General features: G+C 68.2%; 17 protein-coding genes. 2 read left to right on the top strand and 15 right to left on the bottom strand.

Annotated features, from left to right (window positions below; genetic code table 11):
- Nucleotides 1-4: 4 nt before the first annotated feature.
- The 7 genes from DPQ65_RS07685 to DPQ65_RS07715 all read right to left on the bottom strand — a co-directional run bounded on the left by DPQ65_RS07685 (nucleotide 5) and on the right by DPQ65_RS07715 (nucleotide 4,449).
- Nucleotides 5-445 (bottom strand): hypothetical protein, encoded by a 441-nt coding sequence (locus DPQ65_RS07685; protein WP_114906738.1) that lies wholly within the window; start codon nucleotides 443-445, stop codon nucleotides 5-7.
- A gap of 73 nt (nucleotides 446-518) precedes the next feature.
- Nucleotides 519-830: a DUF6750 family protein gene (locus tag DPQ65_RS07690; RefSeq protein WP_114906739.1), complete on the bottom strand. Its 312-nt coding sequence runs from the start codon at nucleotides 828-830 to the stop codon at nucleotides 519-521.
- A gap of 117 nt (nucleotides 831-947) precedes the next feature.
- Nucleotides 948-1,397, bottom strand: a complete 450-nt coding sequence (locus DPQ65_RS07695; protein ID WP_114906740.1) for a hypothetical protein — start codon at nucleotides 1,395-1,397, stop codon at nucleotides 948-950.
- A complete protein-coding gene (locus DPQ65_RS07700; protein WP_114906741.1) occupies nucleotides 1,394-2,449 on the bottom strand; it encodes a hypothetical protein in 1,056 nt (351 codons plus the stop codon). Before DPQ65_RS07700 ends, DPQ65_RS07695 begins: the two co-directional genes overlap by 4 nt.
- A 65-nt stretch (nucleotides 2,450-2,514) precedes the next feature.
- Complete coding sequence (locus DPQ65_RS07705; RefSeq protein ID WP_114906742.1) at nucleotides 2,515-3,669, bottom strand: DNA methyltransferase; 1,155 nt, start codon at nucleotides 3,667-3,669, stop codon at nucleotides 2,515-2,517.
- A 27-nt stretch (nucleotides 3,670-3,696) separates the two neighbouring features.
- Nucleotides 3,697-3,879: a hypothetical protein gene (locus DPQ65_RS07710; protein WP_114906743.1), complete on the bottom strand. Its 183-nt coding sequence runs from the start codon at nucleotides 3,877-3,879 to the stop codon at nucleotides 3,697-3,699.
- A gap of 75 nt (nucleotides 3,880-3,954) precedes the next feature.
- Nucleotides 3,955-4,449, bottom strand: coding sequence for a hypothetical protein (locus DPQ65_RS07715; RefSeq protein ID WP_114906744.1), 495 nt, complete (start codon nucleotides 4,447-4,449; stop codon nucleotides 3,955-3,957).
- Nucleotides 4,450-4,526: 77 nt separating this feature from the next.
- On the opposite strand from DPQ65_RS07715, the gene DPQ65_RS07720 reads away from it, so the two are divergent.
- Together DPQ65_RS07720 and DPQ65_RS07725 are read left to right on the top strand one after the other, a co-directional pair.
- Nucleotides 4,527-5,741, top strand: a complete 1,215-nt coding sequence (locus DPQ65_RS07720) for a metallophosphoesterase family protein (RefSeq protein WP_114906745.1) — start codon at nucleotides 4,527-4,529, stop codon at nucleotides 5,739-5,741.
- Nucleotides 5,738-7,903 carry an AAA family ATPase gene (locus DPQ65_RS07725; protein WP_114906746.1) on the top strand — a complete coding sequence of 722 codons (2,166 nt, stop codon included), beginning with the start codon at nucleotides 5,738-5,740 and terminating at the stop codon, nucleotides 7,901-7,903. Before DPQ65_RS07720 ends, DPQ65_RS07725 begins: the two co-directional genes overlap by 4 nt.
- Nucleotides 7,904-8,104: 201 nt before the next feature.
- Here DPQ65_RS07725 and DPQ65_RS07730 read toward each other — a convergent pair whose 3' ends face one another.
- The 8 genes from DPQ65_RS07730 to DPQ65_RS15855 all read right to left on the bottom strand — a co-directional run bounded on the left by DPQ65_RS07730 (nucleotide 8,105) and on the right by DPQ65_RS15855 (nucleotide 18,129).
- Nucleotides 8,105-8,989 carry a hypothetical protein gene (locus DPQ65_RS07730; protein ID WP_114906747.1) on the bottom strand — a complete coding sequence of 295 codons (885 nt, stop codon included), beginning with the start codon at nucleotides 8,987-8,989 and terminating at the stop codon, nucleotides 8,105-8,107.
- A gap of 7 nt (nucleotides 8,990-8,996) precedes the next feature.
- Nucleotides 8,997-10,247 carry a hypothetical protein gene (locus tag DPQ65_RS07735; protein ID WP_114906748.1) on the bottom strand — a complete coding sequence of 417 codons (1,251 nt, stop codon included), beginning with the start codon at nucleotides 10,245-10,247 and terminating at the stop codon, nucleotides 8,997-8,999.
- A 7-nt stretch (nucleotides 10,248-10,254) separates the two neighbouring features.
- Nucleotides 10,255-10,509, bottom strand: coding sequence for a hypothetical protein (locus DPQ65_RS07740; RefSeq protein WP_162802082.1), 255 nt, complete (start codon nucleotides 10,507-10,509; stop codon nucleotides 10,255-10,257).
- A 20-nt stretch (nucleotides 10,510-10,529) separates the two neighbouring features.
- Nucleotides 10,530-13,250, bottom strand: a complete 2,721-nt coding sequence (locus DPQ65_RS07745; protein ID WP_114906750.1) for an ATP-dependent DNA helicase RecG — start codon at nucleotides 13,248-13,250, stop codon at nucleotides 10,530-10,532.
- Nucleotides 13,247-13,918, bottom strand: coding sequence for a helix-turn-helix domain-containing protein (locus DPQ65_RS07750; protein WP_162802083.1), 672 nt, complete (start codon nucleotides 13,916-13,918; stop codon nucleotides 13,247-13,249). Before DPQ65_RS07750 ends, DPQ65_RS07745 begins: the two co-directional genes overlap by 4 nt.
- Before the next feature lie 74 nt (nucleotides 13,919-13,992).
- Nucleotides 13,993-14,541, bottom strand: coding sequence for a hypothetical protein (locus DPQ65_RS07755; protein WP_114906752.1), 549 nt, complete (start codon nucleotides 14,539-14,541; stop codon nucleotides 13,993-13,995).
- A 70-nt stretch (nucleotides 14,542-14,611) separates the two neighbouring features.
- Complete coding sequence (locus tag DPQ65_RS07760; protein ID WP_114906753.1) at nucleotides 14,612-17,032, bottom strand: ATP-dependent DNA helicase; 2,421 nt, start codon at nucleotides 17,030-17,032, stop codon at nucleotides 14,612-14,614.
- Between the two features lie 2 nt (nucleotides 17,033-17,034).
- Nucleotides 17,035-18,129 (bottom strand): J domain-containing protein, encoded by a 1,095-nt coding sequence (locus DPQ65_RS15855; RefSeq protein WP_202863046.1) that lies wholly within the window; start codon nucleotides 18,127-18,129, stop codon nucleotides 17,035-17,037.
- Nucleotides 18,130-18,327: the final 198 nt, after the last annotated feature.

Below are 18,327 nucleotides of genomic sequence, written 5' to 3' on the forward strand. Positions count from 1 at the left end.
TGGGTCAGGCGAAGATGTCGTCGGTGGTGGTGGACGTGTCGGTGTCGGTGACCGAGGCCAGGCCAGGCCCGGGCCTGGAGGCACCGACGAGGAGGCGCGGTTGGTGGCGGTCCTTCTCAAGCCGGTTGCCGCGCAGGATGAAGTGGCCCTTGTTCGACTGCCTCTTGTCCAGCAGGCTCCGCCAGTTGGCTGTCTCCATGCCCTTGCTGGACCGACCGAGAATCAGCCAGAAGATCGGGACGTAGGTCGCGAAGAAGACGAGCAGCGCGTACTGCCCGATGAAGGGGAACGAAACCCCAGTCAGGATGGCGGCCGGGGCGAGCCCAATCAGGAACAGGATGAAGACGCGGCGGTCAACGTCCCACCCCTGAACGACAACGCGACGTTTGTCGGCCGCTTCGCGGGTCAGCGGTGTGAGGTCAAACAGCGTGGGGACGCCTGCCATGAGTGCTCCTGGTTGATGGCTGGTGGGGGAGCCTCAGTCCGGGGAAAGCGAATGACTCTCCCCGGACTGAGGGTCAGCTTGCGCCCAGAGCCGCGACCTTCTCGATGCCGTTGATGACGAACTGCAGGATGCGCAGGATCGTGGGGATGAGGATGGTTGGCGCACACAGGATGCCGCCGACGATGATCATCCAGACGAGGGTCGAGGTGTTCGCGCCACCGCCACGAGCCTTCTTGAAGATCCACATGAAGATGGACGAGACGACGAGCACGACGCCGACGACCGCGGCGAGTGTGACGATGCCCTCGGCGGAGCTTGCGATGGCACCCCAGAACTTGTCCCAGGGACCAACGAAGTCCACCGCGGTTGCGAGGTTGGTGATCATGCGTGTACTTCTCCTTTCCAGGGACGTCCCTGGCTGGTTACACGGGCGGCCCTGTTGGCCTCCCACGAATGAACATGCCCAGACGGTCGGCCCGGGCTATCGCTGCTCACACCGGGGTCACTGTGCGGGGGCGAAGAAGAGACGGTGGATCCTCGCGACGGCCGGGTCCCGGGTCAGTCGTTCCCGGTCGGCCGCGGTGTACTCCCAGGACCCCGCGGCCATCGCCCGGACCGTCTCGGAAGGGTCGTTCCTGAGCCGATCGGCCACACCCGGTCGCCAGTGCAGCGCCATACCGGAGCGGACACCGATGTGCTGGTCGGGGTCGGTGAGGAACTCCACGTGCTCGTCGTTCAGGTGCGGGTTCGCCGTGGCGTCGGCCCGCACCTGCCAGGAATCGTGGTAGACGTACTCGTCCAGCTCATCAGGCCCGGCTGTGATCACCTCAGCCGAGTTGGGCAGCCCCTCATCGTGGTTGGGCTGGCTCAGGTCGAGCTCAACCTCCCCGGCGGGCTTGTGGGAGAACCGACCACCGCCGTCGCGGGGCTGCTCTGCTGACGGGTCGCTCACGCGGTGGCCTTCTTCCTGTCGATGGTGGCGGTCAGGACGGCGGCGTCCCAGACTCCGGCTTCAGTTCCGGGGTTGCGCTCCAAGGTCTGGACGACCCGCTCGATACCGGTGGCGTCAACCTGCTCGCGGCCACCGAACGGGGCTAGGAGGGTGTCCATGTCCTGGTCGGTCTCGCTGCCCTCGCTGTAGCGGTCGAGCACGGCCTCGACACCGCCCAGGGACTCCATCTCGGTCCGCAGGGCCTTCGCCTTCGGGCCGGTGAACGAGTCGTGGGCCACCTGGGGCGCGGAGTACTCGGCGGAGACGACCTCCCAGATGGCGCGGCTGGCACGTGCCTGGGAGCCGCGGCCACCTGCCTCGACAATGTCCAGTGCCTGGTGGGCAGCGTCATCCGATGCCTGCGTCTGAGGGGCCGGGGCCTGGTCGGCAGTGGAGGGGTCGAGGAACTGTCCGTCCTCGCGAGCCGAGTCCAGGGAGATGATGCTCTTGCTGCTCTGGGCACGGTGGAAGCCGTCGATGGGGCGCTTGCCCGGAGGGAAGCTGGCCCGGATACCGTCGGCCAGCTCGTCCTCCTCGGCACGGGTCATCGGGCGGCCGTACTTGGTCTCGAACGTCTCGCGGGTCTTCAGCCACTTCGTCAGGGCGGTCAGGTCGCGGCCACCGTTGGGCAGGCCGCTGGCGATGCGCTGCCCCAGGCCGTGGAAGATCGACCGGATGTGCTGCTCGTACTTGAACTCCGGCTGTGGCTCGACGTCGCCGGCGAGCACCTTCTCCTGGCGGTTGCGCACGTAACGGACGAAGTGCTCGGCGCCCAACCCCTCCAGATCGTCACGGTCATCCACCTGGAAACGGTGCCCGGTCCGGGAGGCGTACTTGCGGCAGAGGTCCAGGACAGACCGGTCATCCAGGGTGCCGTTGAACGACCAGTCGTTGGCTGCTGGGTCATCTAGGGAAACACCGGACTCGGCCGCTGTCTGGAAGCCGTAACGTCCGTCGCTGCGGCGTGCGTCTTCCCTGGCGGTCCTGGCCTGGTCACTGATCTGGGTGCTCATGCCCCGCCTACTGTGCGGGGCGAAAAGTTTGGCCGCTCCAGGTCGCTGACCTGCGTAAACAGCCCTCAGGCGCTGGCTGCCTCTCTGACGGCGTGGTCGGCCCAGTCCAGTCGGCCGGCTGCAGACAGTGCACCCAGGCGCCGCGCCAGGTAGCGGTCATAGGACTCGTCGTTCGTGATCAGCAGCACCGTTCGGTCGCCACCGTCTTCTACGTCCAGGTCGGCGACGGCGTGGGCGGTGGTGCCCGTGCCGGCGAAGAAGTCCAGCACCACCGCGTCCGGCCCGGCCAGCGCGGAGAACAGCCAGGTCAGCACCTGCGGGTCCTTGGGGTAGGGGAAGTCGTGCGCTCCGATCAGCTCGGTCAGCACCCTCGTCCCCTCCCGACGGTGGTTGATGACCGAGGGCAAAGGCGTCGTGCCCAGCTCATCGAGGTAGGCCCGGGCCTGAGGGACCTCGCCGTGGTCCGGGCCGAAGTGCACACCGCCGGCGTCCAACAACTCCCTCAGGGTCGCCTCGGTGTGCCGCCACCCGTTGGTCGGCATCTGGCACGGCTGGTCAGTGACCGGGTGGGTGATGTCGTAGACGTGGCCGGGGCGCGGGAGTGGCTTGTTCAGCGGGGTGGTGCGGTACAGGCGACCATCGGGGGAGATCTTCATGTACCTGCGCAGCCCCGGCGCGCTCTGGGCGGGGTGCTCGGACGGCAGGCTGGCCCACCAGGACCGCATCGCCTTCGAGGCGGCGACCGGGTCGCCCGGGTGTTGTGCCCAGCACTGCGCGGCACCGGCCAGGACGGCGCCGACACCCGGCTTGGGGACGCGGAAGGAGCGACCAGAGGACTCCAGCGCAACGTGGTCGGCGGCGTACAGGACGAGGTGGTCGACACCACCAGCGACGAAGCGTGCCCGCGGAGACCCGTTTCCCGCCCAGTGGACGGTGCCCAGGTAGCCCTGCGGCCCGAACACCGTATCGGCGGCCACTCGCAGCCGGTGCAGCTCGGAGTCTCCGATGCTGATGACCACGACGGCGGTGGGGGACAGGAGTGGCCGGCAGGCTCGCAGCCGGTCGGTGATGAACTGCTGCCAGTCACCTCGCCGGTCGGCGTAGTGCCCGTAGACGCCCACGTTGTAGGGCGGGTCGATGTACACCAGGTCGACTGGGCGGGTGGACAGGGTAGGGAGAACGTCGAGGCAGTCGCCCCGCCAGCTGTGCACCGTCGTCATGCCCCGCTCACTGTGCGGGGCGTCGAATCAGCACTCCCAGATAAACTCGTCCTCGTCGATCTCCCCGCCGAACTCCCCGTCCAGCCAGACCCGGGCCTCATCGACCACGGCGTCCAGATCGGTGCCGGTGAACATGCGTGAGATGCCCGTGGTCGGGTCCTCCACCTCGATGATGTGAGTGACCTCCTGGCGCTCCTGCGTGGCCTGCATGATGCTCCTTCGGTTGTCCGTTTCGGACTGTCGTCCTGTCGTTACCTGTGCCAGCCGTCCCGGTGCCAGATGGACCTACGTGAAGTGCACGGCTGGTGCAGTGGTCGGCGTGCCGCCCGGGATACCCACCAGTGGGCCGGTGCAGTCCATTGTCAGCGGGCAGGACTTCGCTGTGGGAACCTTCTTGGAAACCATCCACCGCCCGCACCCGGTGCAGACGACGAACTTGAGACCCCTGGACTTGCCGGAGACGGTGATGCGCAGCACGGACAGGACACCAGGGACCGTCTGCCAGGCGCGACCCTGGTCTGGGGTGAGGGTCAGATTCTCGAGGTCGGCGGCGCTCACATCCTGAAATGATGGTGCCCCCAGAAACGTGAGCAGAGCGATTCCCGTGCTGGCCAGCCTGGCGATGTCCAGCGTCCGCTCGGCCACGTCTGCGGCCAAGAGCATCTGCACGCCCGGGTCGGTGGGGCGGGCCAGGGCATCGACGACCCACAGCGGGTCACCCGGCTCGGGCCACGGGAGGACGGGGGCAACCGTCGCCTCGGGCTCAGTAATTTCTTCCACGTCCTACCTGTGCCACCTGGCCTCGAGGCAGGTCTTGGACGACGACCTGGCGCTCGATCAGCTGGCACAGGTTAGGTATGCCCGATTTGCAGATTATCCACACCGGCGACAGCCACATCGACACGGTCACCCACGGCGGGGTCAACCCTGCCACCGGGTTGGATCGTGCCCTGGAAGCGAACCTTGCCGCGGTGGCCTCCGGTGTAGCCCATGCCCTGGAGCACCAGGTGGCTGCCTATGTCCACTGCGGCGACGCCTTCACCCACGGGCGGCCCAGCATGGAGTCGGTGCTGCTGCTGGCCGAGACCCTGCTGCCCCTGGTTAACGAGGGCATCGCGCTGGTCCTGATCGACGGCAACCATGAGCGGCTTCGCGTGCCGACCAACCAGCGGACGGCCACCTCCGTGCTGGCCGCCCTGCTTGCGCCGCACGGTGAGGTGCACGTGGTGGAGCGCGAGCCGTCACTGGTCACCACCTCCACCGGGGTCCAGGTCGCCGGCCTGCCGTGGCTCTCGAAGGCCACCGTCCTGACCGAGTTGGGCAAGACCGACGTCGACCCGGTGGCCGGCGACAGGATCGTGGTCTCGGAGTCGCTGCGCTGGCTCGATGAGATGTGCGCCTCCGCTGACGGCTCGATGCCGCTGATCCTGGCTAGCCACGTCACGGTCGACGACGTGAAGATCGATTCGCTGGCCACTGGTGCCCGACGCGGCTCCGAGCTGGACATCACCCACGTCTTCGCCGAGCCGATCCTGCCGCGTGCCGCCCTTGAAGACTCCCCGGTGGCCTATGCCGCCCTGTCGCATATCCACGCCCGTCAGCACCTGGGCGGCAAGTGCTACTACTCCGGCTCCCCGAACCGGCTGACCCTTACTGACGCCGACGACCCCAAGTCGGTGAACCTGGTGACCCTCGGGCCGGGCAACACCCTGGTCTCGGTGGAGCACCTGGCCACCGACGCCCGGGCCATGCACTCCATCGACCTGGCAGCCAAGGACGCTGGTGCCCGGCTGGCTTCGCTCAACCTTGGTGCCCTGGTCGGCCTGCGTCTTCCTGCCGGCCAGACGCAGGTGCCCGGTGACGTCCTGGAGGCGCTGACCTCCGCCGGTGCTCGGCTGGTCGACACGAAGATCGCACCGGCGGAGGTCACGCAGAGCGAGACGGTGGTCGTGGCCGAGCGGACTGACCCCGTGACCGCGCTGTCGACCTGGCTGTCCACGCACCGGCCGGACACTGACGCGGCCAAGGTCACTCAACTGGCCGGCGAGCTGGTCGAGGCGGTGTCGGCGTGAGGGTCCGCACCCTTGAGATCGAGGGCTTCCAGTCGTTCCGGGACGCCCAGACCATCGACCTGACCGGACGTGACCTGGTCGCGATCGTCGGGGAGAACCACTCTGGCAAGACCAGCGTGGTTGATGCGCTCACCTGGTGTGTCCTCGGTGTGACCCGCGGCGCGGCAGTCACTGACGTCATCCACCGCGGAAGCCAGCTCGCACGAGTCACCGCGGTCCTCAACCTGGCCGACGGGACCTACCGCATCGCCCGGACCCGGACCCGCCGAGGACGTCATGAGGTGTTGCTATCCGTGGCTGACCAGAGCGAGCCCAGTGGCTGGCGGAACCTGGCCGAGAAGCACTCGTCAGTCACCGACGCTGACATCGTGGCGAAGATCGGGATGGACGCCGAGACGTCGGCACTGACCTGGCTGGTCGGACAGGGGCAGGCGTCCTCATTCTGCGAGATGAAGCCGACCGAGCGGCGCACCGCCCTTGCCAAGGCTTTCGGGCTCGGTGTCTACTCGGACCTGGCTGCCGAAGCAGACGTCCGCCGCAAGGAAGCTGCGTCCGCGATGGACCGGGCCACCTGGGCTCTGGAGCAGGCACAGGAACGGGCTGCCGGCATCAACACCGCGCTGGCCGAGCTTGGTGAACCCGAGACGTTGCGCACCGAGGCCGCTCGCGCCTGGGATGAGGTGCGGTCACTGACCGACGCCCTCAGTGCCAGCGGTGAGACCGGACTGAGTACTGCACGCGCGGAGCTGACCCGGCTACTGGGTGACCATGACCGCGCGATGGCCGCACACCTGACCGAGCAGACCCGTGCCGAGGCCGCACTGTCCGCTGCACGTCACGGCGCCGAACGGGCCGAGCTTGAGCTGGCCGACGCGGTGAAGACCCGTGAGTCCCTGTCCGGCCAGCAGTCAGCGATCGAGGAGGCCCGGACCGAGATTTCTCAGCTGACCGCCCTCGAGACCGAGCACACCGAGACGATCACTCTCGCGTTAGAGACCAAGGCGGAGGCGGCTGCTCAGGCCCAGGCTGCGGAGGCGACCAAGGATGAGATGACCAAGCGACTCCAGGCCCTAGCTGCTGGCGCCGAGGGTGGCCGGTGCATCGTCTGTTCCAGTGAGCTGACCGCCGAGCACGCTGCGCGCCTGGAGGCTGAGACCCGGCGCGCGCTTGACGTGGCCACCGACGCCCTGGCCGCCCACACCGACCGGGCGGCCTGGGCCGCCGCGGATATCGGTGTGGCCGAGCAGAACAGGGACAAGGCCCGGGCCAGGTGCACCGCGCTGCGTGAACCGCTGACACAGGCAGATCGCGACCTCGCCGTGGCACAGACCGTCGCCCGGCGGGTGCCGGCACTGACACAGGCCCGTGACGACGCGGCCGCCCACCTAGCCGATGCGCAGGCGCAGCTCGAAGGCCTGACCGCGCCGGTCCTGGACGAGACCCGGGCCGGCACGTTACGGGCGGCAGTCGAAGGCGACCTTGATGATGACACGGCACAACAGGCGCTCTCCGGTGCCCAGCAGCGGGCCCGTGATCTTGAGGCGTCCGTCGCCACCGCCACCCGGCTGCTCACGGAGCGTGAAAGTGTCGCGGCCGCCGTGGAGAAGGCCGTAGAAGAGCACGCACGCGCCGCCGGACACCTGGACACCGCGGCCACCCTGGTGGAGGCGTTCCGGCCCTCCGGCATCCCGGCCATGGTCCTGGCCGGGGTCGTCACCGAGCTGAACACCGAGGCGAACGCCATCATGGACGCCACCGGCACCGACGGTCTACGGGTTCGCGTCTCCACCCAGAAGACCAACGCCAAGGGCGGCACCAGCGAGGCCGTCATGGTCTACGCGGTCACCTCAGGTGGCGAGGCCGACTTCGCCACACTGTCCGGGTCGGAGAAGTTCCGGGTGGCGCTGTCGATCCGTCTGGGGCTGGCACGGTGCATCGCCCGGCGGACCGGGACACCCGTGCGAACCATCGTGCTCGACGAAGGGTGGGGTGCCCTGGATGAGCCGACACGTCAGGCCGTCAGCGGCGTACTCGCCTCTCTGACAGGACAGTTCGGCGTGCTGACCGTCTCCCACGTCGACGACGTCAAGGCGTCCTTCCCGTACCAGGTGAAGGTGGACGCCTCGACTGGCACGTCCCTGGTGACCGCTCACACGGCCTAGCCGTTCTCATGCGCTGCTCCGTCCGGGAGCCGAAGCACTGGTAACCGTTGGGGGAGTGCGAACGCATCACACCATCCTCGCGCAGTCGCACGCCCGCCCGACAGTGATCGCAGCGAACCTGGCCGGTCTTCAACGGCTTCTGCCCGCGATGTCTGCACGCAGACATCCGCGGCGCAGCTCGATAGACGGTGACGAAGGCCATCAGCGAACCCCGGCCTCAGCCGTCTCGAACGCGGCCTTGAAGGTGGCCACCTTCCGGGTCACCTCATCGGCCAGGTCGCTGTCGTGCCCGGCGTCCACCAGTGCCTCATAGGCCCGGTCCTCGTCGTAGTCGCGCGGCTCATCGTTGTACTGCAGATCGTTGTCTGCCCGGTCGGCGCAGTTGCCGCACATGCCGTCGTAGCCTTCGCCGTCGTCCAGGCTGGCACCGCACGAGCAGACGTCCTCGTCGTCACCATCGGACTCGAAGGCGATGTTGGCCCCGGAGCGGTAGCGGTCGTCCAGGTCCTGCACCTCATACGGCTCGTCGGACAGCAGCGGCGTGCCCTCGCTCAGCAACGGAGCCGGGTCGAGGGGGTTCTCCACCAGCGACTCATCCAGTGCCACGTGGTCGGCGTCCGCGTCATGGTCGACCTCGCCACTGACGCTCAGGTGGTTGCTCGTTCCGTCCTCGGCCACGACACACTCACCGCCGCAGTCCGAGCAGGTTCCGCCGCCCAGGGTGCCGTCTTCGCCGCTCAGGTGGTTCCACAGCTCCGGTCGGATGCGCCGCCACGGACCGTCACCGACCCGGCCCACGATTTCTGAGTCGCCGGTGAAGTCACCGTCCTCGTTGCTGTCCCAGACACACACCATCTCGGCGCCCTCGATGCTGGACAGGACGGAGTCGATGTCCTGGTCGTCGTAGCCGTTCTCGAACCGCCCGAACTCACCGACCAGGAAGCGGTGGTCTTCGTCGCTCATCGGCGCCGGGGCCAGCGCGGCGCCCAGCTCAGCGTCCGATTCCGAGGCTGGCTTGATAGTGAAACGTCCACCGTCACCGCGCGGGTGCTGGGTCTCGTCGTATGTCGCTACTGCTGTGCTCATACCTGGCCTACTGTGCGGCGCGGTCCGGTGCCTCGTTCGGGTCGCCCGGCCAGGAACGGGTCCAGTGGTCCCGCTCCTGGGCTCGTCGGTTCTCCTCCCTTGCTCGGTCCACGTCCGCCTGCATCTGTGCCAGTCGAGCGGTGGCCTCCTCACGCTGGTCGTGCAACAGCCACAGGGCCGTGTCCCGCTTCCATGCCCGGTCGTCCATGGACTGCCGCAGACTCTCGAGCTCAGCCGTCTTATCGGCAGCGGCGCCGGCGACCAGGGCACGCACTGCCGGTGGCTGACCGGAGACGTCTGCCTGGTCCAGTTCGTCAAGTTCTGCCTGCGCGGCCTTCATCTCGGCCTTGGTCGTGGCGTGCAGCTTGCTGGCGACCTGGTACTCGGTGTCGGGGAAGGCCATGTGAACCGGGACCTCCCGCGGCTTGCGGAGCCTGCGGCCGTTGGCGCCACGGGTGACGGTTCGGGTCCGGGGTTCGGGCCGCTTCGCCGGGCGAGGCGCGTCTCCGATGACCTGGTCGAGCTTGGCGACCTTCTCCCTGACTGATACCAGTTCGCGGGTCAGGGAGTAGGGGGCTGAGACGTAGGCGGGCGACCAGTCGGCGCGAGCAGACAGTACGGACCAGACCGGAGCCTTGCCGTCCTCGATCAGTGTCCGGGTGCTGTCGATGTCGGCCAGTCGCTTGCGCTGTGCCAGGTCGTCGGGCAGCTCGAAGTAGATGCTGGCGTACGTGGGGTCTCCGTCGTCGTCCCGGTCGTACAGGTAGCCAGTCAGCTTTGGGATGCGGTTGGCCATGGTGCAGCCGGTGCAGTCACAACCATCGGCGTACGGCTCGTCCTGCCAGCACTCCCGGTTGCCAGCACCGTTCCGGGTATGCACGACCAGCCTGGCCTCGCCATGGTCAAGGTCATCATCGACATCCAGGTAGGCGCCGCGGAACCGGCCCAGGTCGGCCTCGGTGAACCCGAGCGTCTCCATCACTTCCTTCGGCTGCGGCTCGTCACCGTCGGCGAACTCCCGGTCGTGCTCCTCTTCCCACTCGCTCAGCGGGCGGAAGTACTCGGTGTAGGACTGCTCGAACGTCGCCTCGGCTGGACGACCGTCCGCGAGGGTCTGCCCATCCAGCGGGTCCGGGATGTCAGCGAGTTGCCCACTCTGCTGGTCGCCCAGGTCGACGCTCGACTCGGACGCGGACTTGGTGGCGAACTTCCCCTGGTCGCCACGCGGGTGCTGGGACTCATCGAATGGCTGGCTCATGCCCTGCTTACTGTGCGGTCCGTGCGGTCTCCTCGCCGCGCTCCAGGGCGATCTGCATCAGGTTCAGCAGGTGGTCGAGCGCCTCATCCTCCTGCGGCACTCCGCCACCGGTCTCAATGGACAGCTCGAAGCCACCGTCCTCACCCCTGCCAACCTCAACCAGCATGTACGGGAGGGCACCGAGCATCCGGACGATCGCTGCGTCGTCGGGGTGCATCGTGATGCCGACGGTCATGTCGTCTGTCTCTTGGTTCGTAGCCATGCCCCCCTGGTGTGGCGTGCTCAGCTCGAACGCAGCCACTGGCCGGCGGCCTCACCCAGCGCACTAACCACGTCGGCCCGTAGCGTCGGCCGCCGGGCCAGCTTCGGGTCCTGCGTCAGTAGCTCGGTGGCGTCGGCCCCTGCCTTGGCGATGAGCTCGGTGTCGGTCAGCAGGTCCGCGAAGACAAGGTCCGAGGCCCGGCCAGCCTGCACCCCGGACAGGACACGTCCAGGTCCGCGGATCGCCAGGTCCATCTCCGCCAGCTTGAAGCCGTCGGTGGTGGACTCCACAGCCTGCAGCCGGGCCTGTGAGGTCTCGGCCAGCTCATCCCACTCCTTGGACGGCACCAGGAAGCAGCGACCAGGGTGCTTGCCACGACCGACCCGACCCCGCAGCTGGTGCAGCTGGGTGACCCCGAACTGCTCGGCGCCGGTGATGACCATGACGGTGGCGTTGGGGACGTTCACGCCCACCTCGATGACCGTGGTGGCGACCAGGACGTCGACCTTCCCGGCGGCGTAGGCGGTCATGATGGCCGAACGCTCATCTGCCTTCTGCTTGCCGTGGACCACCTGGACGGTATGGCCCCGCAGGGCGCCCTCGCGCAGCTGAGTGGCCATCGACTCGGCACCGGCAGCAGCCTTCGCCTCGGACTCACCGACCAGGGGTGAGACGACGAACGCCTGCCGCTCCTGGCCCAGTGCCTCACGGACCGCAGCCCAGGCAGGTGCGTTCGTCTCGCCCAGGTCTGCCTGCGTGCTGATCTGGGTGGCCACCGGGGAGCGCCCGGCGGGGATCTCGTCCAGTATCGAGACGTCCAGGTCACCGAACGAGATCATGGCCGCCGTCCGGGGTGCCGGGGTGGCCGTCATGACCAGTAGACCCGGGGTCGTTCCGTCACTGGCCCGTGGGGTCCGCAGCCGGTGACGCTGTTCGACGCCGAAGCGGTGCTGCTCATCGACCACCACCAGAGACAGGTGCGGGACCTCCACCCCCGCCGAGAGCAGTGCGTGGGTGCCGACCAGGATGTCCACGTCCCCGGCAGCGATGTCAGCCAGCAGCGTCTTTCGGGCCTTGCCAGTGACCGACTTGGTCGTCAGTAGCTCGACGCGCACCGGCTTGCCGTTGCTCTTCGTCAGCCCCTCGCACCGCGCGATGAACTCCTTGTGGTGCTGGGAGGCGAGCACCTCGGTGGGCGCCATGATGGCCGCCTGCTGCCCCGCCTCGACGACCATCAGTGCAGCAGCAGCGGCGCACAGCGTCTTGCCCGCGCCGACTTCTCCCTGCAACAGCCGGTGCATCGGAGTGTCTGTGCGCAGGTCGTTGATGAACGCGTTCAGGGCACGCCGCTGGGCACCTGTCGGCTGGAACGGCAACGCGCCCAGCATCTGCTTGGTGAGGTTGCCAGTGACCTCGTGTCGGTAGCCGGTCGGAGTGGTCCCGTCACTGCCGGCCAGGCGCAGGGCCAGGTGCAGCCGCAGCAGCTCGTTGTAGGCAAGTCGCTCCCGGGCCGCGCGGGCAGCCTCCGGGGACGGTGCGGCGTGCAGGTGGGTCCAGGCGGTGTTCAGGTCGGTCAGGTCGTGCTGGGACACCAGGTCCGCCGGAACGACGTCCGAGAGCGTCCCCATCCGGTCCAGCAGCTCAGCCACAGCGGCCCGGGTCTGCCACGTGGTCAGGTCAGCCTTGGGGGAGGCGGGGTAGACGGGGATCAGCGCGGTAGACCCGACCAGGCCGATTCCGCCACCGGCCGCGTCCGAGCTGGCGATCACGTCAGCCATCGGATTCGTCATGCTGTACCTCGCCCCGGACGCCTCGAGCTTGCCGAACACCAGGACGTTGGCGCCGTCGTGGAAGCGGCGGGTGATCCGCGGCGCGTTGAACCACCGCAGAGTCACCTTCGTGCCCTCCGCGTCCTCCACGACCACCAGGGACAGCCCCTTGCCGCGCCGCGAGGGTGGTGGCGCCTTCGTGGAGACCACCGTGCCCAGGAAGGCGAACTCATCCCCGTCGGCCGCCGAGGTGACTGGCAGCGGGTTGGACCGGTCGATGTAGCGGCGCGGCTTACGCATCAGCAAGTCAGCCAGGGTGTTGACCCCGGCCTTGCGCAGAGATGCCAGGGTGGGCGGAGCGACGGAGGACAGCAGGCCGATGTCCATGCCGCGCAGCGCCTCGAACGTGCCGTCGGTGCCCAGGTTCCCGCTGCGGGCATCCTCGGGGACCGGCGCCAAGGTCGCGTCCACGTTGTCAAGAGGCTCGATCTGAGCAGGAAGGTCACCCCAGTGGGCTCGCTGTCCGATCTGGGAGATCCTGCTGCCCGGCACGACCCAGCGGCGATGACCGGCTTGCCAGACCGCGTCGTCACCGAGCCTGGAACGCACCCTGGGCTCGGGCACCAGGCGCGGGTAGACCGCCACCATTCCTGGTGTGTCCCAGGCAGGCTCCACCAGGACCGAACGCAGACCAGTTAGTCGCACCGGGTGCCCATCATCGCCGTACACGTGGACGAAGCCGGCGCGGGTAAGGTCGCTATCTGGGTCGTCTGCGTCAAACTCTGTCACCAACCAGCGCTTGGCGTCGTGGTCCCAGGTCGCCTGGCCAAGGTCTTTGACCCACTCCACCATCCGCTCACCGGCCCGGAATGGGTGCGGCCGGCCGGGAGCGAAGCGCAGCGCGACAGCAGGTGCCTTGCGTGGGCTGTCGCCGGCCGCCGTGGTCAGGTAGGCACTCGGTCGCCAGCTCACGCAGGTTCCTCCCTCGATGTCCGGCGGTTACCGGCCGCCAGGATTTGTGTCCAGTTCATGCCGGTCCGGTTGCGCACGGTCTGGGCCGACGGGGCACCATCCTGCGCCCGGAGCCAGACGTCGAAGTCGCGGTAGCTGAACGTCGGCGACTCGCTGGTCAGGTAGTCGTCCACCCAGCGCTCCACCTCACTGGTGCTCCACGCCGAGCCGGGCCCGTTGCCCTGCCCGACGGGGACCACACCGGCCTCCTGACAGGCGGCCACCCACGTCCCGACGACCTGCCGAATCCGGGAGCTCGACGGGTGGCGGGCCGCGCGCAACCGGTCGTAGGTACGGGCCGAAAGCTCGTCCATCGCGAAACGGGTGGCGACCTCACGGATGGGCCGGGTGTAGAGCGCGGTGGAGGCGATCGCCGGGACGGCTGACTTGCGGCGGAGCGCCTCCTGTCGACCGAGCACGGCAATGACCTGACTACGGGGAACGCCCGCCTTGTTCGCCAGTCCTGCCACGGAGGCCGCTGGGTGAGTGTGCGCCAGGAGACGGATCTCATCAGCCAACGCGGCGTCATCCCTTTCTTGCTGCTTTCGACGGATCGCTGCCAGCTCGTCGCGGCTCGGTCCCCCGGCAGCGACCAGGATCTGACGCACGCGGGCAGGGGAGAGCGCCACCCTGACACCAATGGCACTCAGGGTGGCGCCCCGGAGCCTCATGTCCAGGATCAACTGGTCTCGCTCCTCCTGGTTCAAGGCTGCCCCGGCGCGTCCTGCCCGACATGATGCGGGTTAGCGGTCCAGAACTCAGCGGTGTGCGTGTGCGACTCGTGGGGCAGCAGGAGTGCGTCGAACGCATCGTGCTGCTCGCAGAAGTCGTGGGCGCAGTCGTGGCACAGCCGGGCGACCTGTGAGGGCTCCAGCCGGTGAGGCTCCGGATGCACCGTCAACATGCCCAGTGCCCGGGTGACCTCCAGCACGTTGTCGGACTCGATGAGTCGCAGGCCAGGCCCTGTGGTGACTGTCGCCAGCGGCAGGTTTCGTTGGCAGTCGATACACTCACCCAGCGGCATCCAACCGGCAGCGGCAGGCACCCACGGCCATTGCGCACGGACCCAGCCGGGTGCATCACTCAGGCAGGTACCGCACAGGGCGACCCACTGGCCAGACGCCCCGCCCATCGGGTCGATGAACTGCCCGTGGCCGCCGGAGAAGCGCAGCCACAGGGCGTCACCGTCCTGGTGGCCGCAGTTGATGCAGTGGCCCGCAACCTGGCGGTACAGCAGGTCCTGCTCGTCCATCGGGGACTCCTTGGTCGCTGGGGGAACTGGCTCGAGGCCAGCAGCGCGGTACTGCCTGTAGGTGTGGCGCTCAGGAGGCCAACGGGCTACTGCCGTCGCTAGCCCTACGGTGAGCTCCCAGCCAGTCGAGTGCCTGGTCGAGCCGGGCGACCTTGGTTCCGAAGTCCTGCAGTGGCTCCATCAGCGCCTTGCGGGACGGCTCGGCGTAGGTGACCACCCCGAACTTGAGCATCCGAGGGTCCAGCAGTGCGAACATTCCGCGGTCAGATCCCGCCCGGATGAGACGGCCAGATGCCTGGTCAATCCGCAGGGCAGCGTCGGCGACGTACACGTGCCGGTCGGCGCCCCAGCGGTCCATGCCGCCACGCTCCATGACCGCTTCGACCCGCGCGTCGTCCACCGGGTTGCCCGCGTCGCGCGGCACCCTGTCCAGGATCACCAGGGAGCATGTCTGGCCGGGAGCATCCACGCCGGTCATGAGCGACTTGGTGCCGACCATCACCGACGTCTCGTCCGCGCGCCACTCGGCCAGAACATGGCGCACCGGGCGTCCGTCCCACTGGGAGAACACGGTCAGGCCCGGCATCATCACCCGCAGGGTCTCGGCATACCGCTGACCGGCACTGACCGTGGCAGCCAGGAGCAGCGCCCGTCCACCGTTGGCAGAGACCAACTTCACGATCTGCCCGACCGCCCACTCCGGGTGGGCGCCGGTGTCGAAGCTCGGCTTGCGGGCGCCGGGCCAGGTCCTGGTGAAGCCAGCAGCGTCGTCCAGGTCTTTCACCATCGGGATGTACAGCGCAGAGCCCTCGTAGGCGTCCATGAACGGGCTCGGGTACGGCTTGGCCTTCACAGCCATGCCGGTGTCGAAGGCGAACGACTTGGGCAGCGTTGCGGAGACCGCGGTGGCCGAGAGCCGGTAGCGCGGTGGACGCTTGTTCTCCGCGTCCTCGTCGCTGACCCACCGGTGCTCGGGGACCTGGTTCCAGGGGTTGGAGTCGTCGTCCCTGTCCTTCACCACGTCAGCGGTGAACAGGTTCGCGGAGATGTCACCGGCCACGTCGACCGGGGAGGACCGCAGGCTCGCGCCCATCCACCGGCCGCGCCCCTTGGAGTCTCCGTCCTGGATCCACCGGGCGTGACCGACCTCGTGGGTCAGCACCGTGGTCAGGTCGGAGGCGAAGCGGGTGACGTCGGCCCGGGCACGCTTGAGCGCGATGGCCTGGGTCGGCGGCAGGGGCGCAATCGGGTTGTCAGCAGGCAGCACTCGGGCGACCTGCTTGGCCCACGCAGCCAGGGAGTCACCCAGGCGGCCCAGCGGCTCCTTATCATCGGGGTCGACACCCATGACGGCGGCACCGTGGCGGGACTTGCGCCGCAGCTCACCGATCTTGCGGTCCAGCACCTGGTCGACCGACAGGGCCAGCGACTCGCCCAACTGCACGAGCTGGTCAGCCTCGCGGTCGACCTTCTCGCCGGGTGCTGCGGACTCACTCGTGGCGCAGTGACGGTGGATGACCCGCACCAGCCGCATGACGGTCGAAGCCGAGATGCTGCGAGCACCCGCGCCACGAACAATCGCCGGCAGGGCGTGGGCCTCGTCGATCACCAGGTGGTCGAAGATGCCGAGCCTGTTGTTGCCCAGCACGACCGGCACGTTGTTGGCCGCTTGAACGGCCAGCATCGCGTGGTTGGTGACCACCACGTCAGCAACCGACGCCTCATCCTGGGCCTTCTTCGGCAGACAGACCGCGGCGAACGAGCACTTGTCGGCGCCCACACAGTCATCGGGGGTGACCGAGACCTGCTGCCAGTCAGTCGGCCCACGGTTGCCGGGGTAGCTGTCACGGTCGCCGGTGGCATCCATCGCCTCGGCCGAGTCCAGTACCCACCGGGCCAGGGGAAGCAGTGTCGCCGAGTCGTACTCGCGGTCATCCACCACCACCGGGTCCTCATCACCCTTGGCGATCTGAGCGTCCAGGGCGGCGACCAGGTTCTTCATGGTTCCGGGGGACTGTGCCTCCTCGGACAGACCCAGTAGCTGGGCTGCCGTGCCGGCCGCGCGAGAGGCGCAGCCGTAGTTGCTCCACCCCTTAAGCATCGCGAACGACGGCGCGTCCTTGCCCAGGACCTTCTCGACGGCCCGGGCAACGGCAGGTGCGTCCTTGTCGACCACCTGGCTTTGCAGACTCAGCGACTCGGTCGAGACGACACCGCGGCGCCCGGACGTTGCAGCCTCCAGGAACAGCGGGGCCAAATACGCCAGCGACTTCCCAGACCCGGTTGGCGCTCCTGCCAGGGACTGCGTGGCGACGTCGGAGGCGGACCGGGACGGCTCACCGACAGCCAGCATCCGGTCCAGCACCTCGTGGGAGAGCTCCACCTGGCCAGGTCGGGGCTCGACATCGGGACGGCCGGTAGCTTCCCGCACGGCGGCAGGCAGCAGTTGGTCGAGGATGTCGTGCGGGTCAGGCTTGTTCGTCGGCTTCACACCTATACCTGTGCCACCTGGTTGCGGACCAGGTCGACGACGCGCAGAACGTCGCGCCGGTCCAGGGCGGAGGTGTCGGTGGCGTCCATCCACGCGAGCAGGTCAGCCTCACCGATGACAGGAAGGTCACCGAGTTGCCCGGTGCCTGCGGGGACACCCGGAACGAACACGGCCGCACGGCCCTTGAAGCCCTCGGGTACCGTCGGCATCCCGATCGGCAGGTCCACGGCGGGGTCCGGAAGGGACATGTTCGACCCCGGCCGGGTGCGCATCAGGCGACCCAGCTCCACCGACAGCGTCTCACCGGGGAAGGTGGACGCCGCGGTGGCCAACAGGATGATGTTCTTGCCGTTCATCAGCATGGTCCCGAACGGGCCGTCGCCGGTCAGGCCGATCCAGCCGGTAGCGTTGCCGGCAGAAAGCAGGAAGTCGTGGGCGCTCGTGCCGCTGGTGAAGATCCACCGCTTCTCCTGGGTGACACCGACCAGCTTGGCCATCCGGCGGGCTGACACCAGCACCGAGCCGACCGTGACGAGGGCAGCCAGCACGGCCAGACCCACCAGCGGCCAGGTACCCGTACCCAGCCAGCGTCCCACCGGGTCCACCGAGGCGAGCATGACGACCACCGGGAGCAAGACCGTTATGTAGCGCCGGCCCACCCAGCCGCGCGCGGCGTAGATGCCGACGAAGAAGACACCGAAGGCGACCAGTGAGACCGGGATGATGGTCGCGTTCACCAACAGCGAGACGACGACACCGGCCAGCGCGAGGACCATCAGGAACCACTCGCGCCACCTCAGGGTCCGGAAGCTGATCGGCCCAGGCTCGGGGTGGGTCACCGGGGCGGTGCGGGTGCGGGTGGTGCTGTCCGTCGTGACCGGGCCACGGCGGGAGTCAAGGTCGTACCCGGCACGGCGGCCCTCATCGCTCAGCAGCTCGTAAGCGGCGGAGATGGTGGCAGCCTTGGCCTCGTCACCACCGGACATGTCGGGGTGGTGCTTGCGCATCAGGGACCGGTAAGCGTCAGTGATCGCGTCCTGCTCGGCGTCACGCGAAACGCCGAGAGTGACGTAGGGGTCTGCGGTGGTGGTGTTCATGCGAGGTTGGTGTGGCGGCCGGGCACGCAGAACCACCTGGCCGACACGGATGGTCGACCAGGTGGGAATCTTCGCGTCAGCGGCTGGCGTTTCGTTCCTCGGCGCACCATGGGGCGCGAAGATTCGAAGGCGCGGCCGTTGTCTTCGCAGGAGGTGAGGTGTTTTGCGTTAATGTCCGCTTGAAGCCTGGTGATCAAA

Origin of the sequence: Ornithinimicrobium murale (assembly GCF_003352835.1) — a bacterium.
GTDB lineage: Bacteria > Actinomycetota > Actinomycetes > Actinomycetales > Dermatophilaceae > Ornithinicoccus > Ornithinicoccus muralis.